Raw genomic sequence first — 3,050 nt, forward strand, 5'->3', positions numbered from 1 at the left:
CGGATGACGGTCGACTCGTCGGCGGGCAGCGCCCCGCCCCACGCCTGGAAGTGGCGCATGGCGGAACGGTAGGTGCGGCGCGTGTTGTCGGAGGTGGCGGCGGCGAGAAACGCCTGGTGGCGCGCGGCCAGCGCGGCATCGATCAGGGCGCCGTGTAACGGTGCAGCGGCGATGGCGGCGTTTCTCGGCACGGCGACACGGCGTTTCGGGAGGGGCAAATCGGGCATGGCGGCAGTGAAATCACGGTTTTGTACTGGGAGGCTCACAGAATAGCATGCCAGATACCCACATAACACGCGATAAGCGATCTTATCGTGACTTATATTTTATAAAAATTATTAAAATTTATATCGTAATATTATCTGATATTACGTATCATGTAATACGTTACTAAATTTAGCTCATAGGTGGTTTCATGGCCCGCACCGGTATTCTGTACTCTGATGTTATGAAAGCAGCCCAAATCGTCGCTGCCGATGGGCGCAATCCCACGGTCGACAATGTGCGCGAAGCGCTGGGCAGCACGGGCAGCAAGAGCACCATCGCGCCCCTGCTCAAGCGCTGGAAGGAAGAGTTTCAGGGGGCGGGCGCCGTGAAAACGGAGGCGGGCTTGCCGGCCGAACTGATGGAAGCGATGCGCGGCGTCTATGAAAAGCAGCAGCGCGACGTGGCGCAGCAGCTGGAAACGGGCATGCGGCAACACCGCGCCGAACGCGACGCGGCGCTGGAAACACTGAAGAAGACGGAAAGCGAACGATTAAAACTGACGGAGGCGCGCGCCGCCCTCACCCAGGAATTGCGCGCCACCCAGCATGCGCTGGCGCAATTGAAGGAAGAACACCATTTTCGCGCCGTCACCTTGGCGACCTTGCACAGCGACAACGCGGGCCTGACGCAGCGCCTGGCCGACCGGGGCGAGGAAATCGCCGCCCTGAACCGCCAACTGGCGCAGGTGCGTTCGCAGTTCGACCATTACCAGGAGGCGGCCGCCACGCAGCGCAGCGAGGAACGCGCGCAGGCGCAGCAACGGATCAGCCGTCTCGAGCAGGATAACGCCCAGCTGCAGCAGCGTTTGCAGGGCCAGCAAGCAACCCTGGTGCAGCAAGACATGCGCCTGGCGCAGCTGCAGGCGGAGCAAACGCGCTTATCCAGCGAAGCGGCCGCCGACCGCGACGCGCTGGCCACCGTGCGCCCCGAGCGCGACCAGTTCGAATTTCAATATCTGCAGGCCGCCGCGTCCGCCGACGCCCTGCTGGCCAAGCTCGATACGGCCCTGCTGGCGCTGAACGACGCCAAGGTGGCGCTGGCCGCGCAGGATAGGCAGCTCGACATGCTGGCGGAAAATACACAGGCGTCGCGGCAGCGCGCCGACGCGCTGGCGCTAGAACGCGACGCCTTGCTGCGGGACAATGCCGGCATGGCCGCGCACCTGGCGCTGCACAACAAGGGGAAACGCGATGTTTGAGCCCATCTATAGAGTGGGGGATCTATATGATGCTCCCGGACGGGCCGGGGGCCGCATCCGAACCGATGATCACAGGCGGCGGTTCAGCACGCTGTCGATGTCGTGGGTTGTCAATTCAAGGTCGACCACGCCGTCTTGCAGCCAGTAGCCATCGCCTCCCCGTTGCAGTGCATCCATGTCGAGCGTGCCCAGCGCTGGAGAGATGGTGCCGGCGAGCAAGGCCGCCACGTCGTCCCATTCCCCGTAAAACAGTTTCAGATACCAGCCGTCGTCGTGGGCAAAGGCGAGGAAGCGGCCGCGCAAGGCGGGCAGCGGCGCGAGCGCGCCATGGTGGCCGAGCAGCGTGGCCACGTCCGCATCGCCGGGGGCCGGCGGCGCGCCCCGGTAATCGGCCCAGGCATGGCTGCCGCAGGCGTACAGGTCTTCCTGGACCAGGGCCGGCAGTTGCTGCCGCGCCAGCGTCTGGAAGGCGGCAGGTTTCCTGGCCGTGCCGGCGCCGCCCTTGCGCAGCACGATGCCGTCCGCGTCCAGGAGCGCGGGAATCAGATCCTTGAATTCGATGCCGGAAGCGACAATCATGCGCGCGGCCGGGTCGTGCCAGATATACAGATAATGTCTCAAGTAGAAGTCCGTTTTGGTTTCGGCGCCATATTCAGCGCCACGGCGGCGCGTATCAGCGCCTTGAATGCCGCGGCATCGAGATGCGCGCCTTCGTGGATATCGATGGCCCGGCGCGTGTTGCCTTCCAGGCTGGCATTGAACAGGCCGGCAGGGTCGGGCAAGGCGGCGCCCTTGGAGAAGGTGAGCTTGACGGCCAGTTGATAGGTTTCACCTGTGCAAATCATGCCCGCGTGCGACCAGACGGGCACGCCGCGCCATTTGACTTCCTCGACCACGTCCGGGTCCGCCTGGCGGATCAGCGCGCGCACGGCGGCCAGGGTTTCGCCGCGCCAGTCGGCCAGCGAGGCGATTTTTGCGTCGATCAGGCGTGTAGCGGACTCGGCGCTCACCGCACCATCTTCGGATTGCATGTTTGGCTCTGCTTTTTTCATGGCGGCGATCTCCTTTCCTGGCCTGCCTGTGCCCGTGAACGCATGCGCGATACCGAGGCCACATCCTAGCACTTCCGCGCCCCGGCGCGTGTCCGTTTCCAGCGGCGCCAGAGGTAACCGTTGGTCACCGGCTTGCGCTGCGGTCGACGCATCGCCCGTTTCTTAATATGAAATTCACCTGGCCCGCGTAGCATTCAAATTGGCAAGGCTCTCATTGTGCAGCGCCTGCCCTCACCGGCTCAATCATGAATGACATCGCTTTGACTTTGCGCCACGGCGCCGCCGTGCCGCCCGCCGTGCTAACACCTCCCGCCAGCGGCCACCGCCTGAAAGCGGCGCTGGGCGCCCTGTTCTTTCCCCGTCAGCGCACGCGCTGGCAAGCGTTCCTGGACAGCATGCCCGGCTTGAGCTCGCTGGCGCAGCTGCATCCTTGTCTGCGCTTCAAGATTTACCGCCCGTACGCCTCGCGCCAGCTCGGTTGCGCGGATCGCCTGGCCTTGCTGGAAGGACACTACCGCTTCCTGTGGCAGGCG

The 3,050-nt window shown here is 64.1% G+C and carries 4 protein-coding genes and 1 pseudogene; 2 read left to right on the forward strand and 3 right to left on the reverse strand.

Annotation, left to right across the window (positions count from 1 at the left end; all coding sequences use genetic code 11):
* Nucleotides 1-266, reverse strand: a pseudogene (locus tag K0F86_RS27790) (hypothetical protein); the annotation flags it as partial.
* A 182-nt stretch (nucleotides 267-448) separates the two neighbouring features.
* Between K0F86_RS27790 and K0F86_RS25840 the strand changes: the two are divergent.
* Entirely contained in the window at nucleotides 449-1,465 is a 1,017-nt protein-coding gene (locus K0F86_RS25840) for a DNA-binding protein (protein ID WP_219136985.1), read from the forward strand.
* A 69-nt stretch (nucleotides 1,466-1,534) separates the two neighbouring features.
* On the opposite strand, the gene K0F86_RS25845 is transcribed toward K0F86_RS25840, so the two are convergent.
* Nucleotides 1,535-2,086, reverse strand: a complete 552-nt coding sequence (locus tag K0F86_RS25845; protein ID WP_219136986.1) for a hypothetical protein — start codon at nucleotides 2,084-2,086, stop codon at nucleotides 1,535-1,537.
* A complete protein-coding gene (locus K0F86_RS25850; RefSeq protein ID WP_219136987.1) occupies nucleotides 2,083-2,496 on the reverse strand; it encodes a DUF1801 domain-containing protein in 414 nt (137 codons plus the stop codon). The genes K0F86_RS25845 and K0F86_RS25850 overlap by 4 nt, the downstream gene beginning before the upstream one ends.
* Before the next feature lie 266 nt (nucleotides 2,497-2,762).
* Between K0F86_RS25850 and K0F86_RS25855 the strand changes: the two genes are divergently transcribed.
* Nucleotides 2,763-3,050: DUF535 family protein (locus K0F86_RS25855; protein ID WP_219136988.1), on the forward strand; the 288-nt coding region annotated here is incomplete at its 3' end.

This window comes from Janthinobacterium sp. UMAB-60 (genome assembly GCF_900095235.1).
Classification (GTDB): Bacteria; Pseudomonadota; Gammaproteobacteria; order Burkholderiales; family Burkholderiaceae_D; genus Janthinobacterium.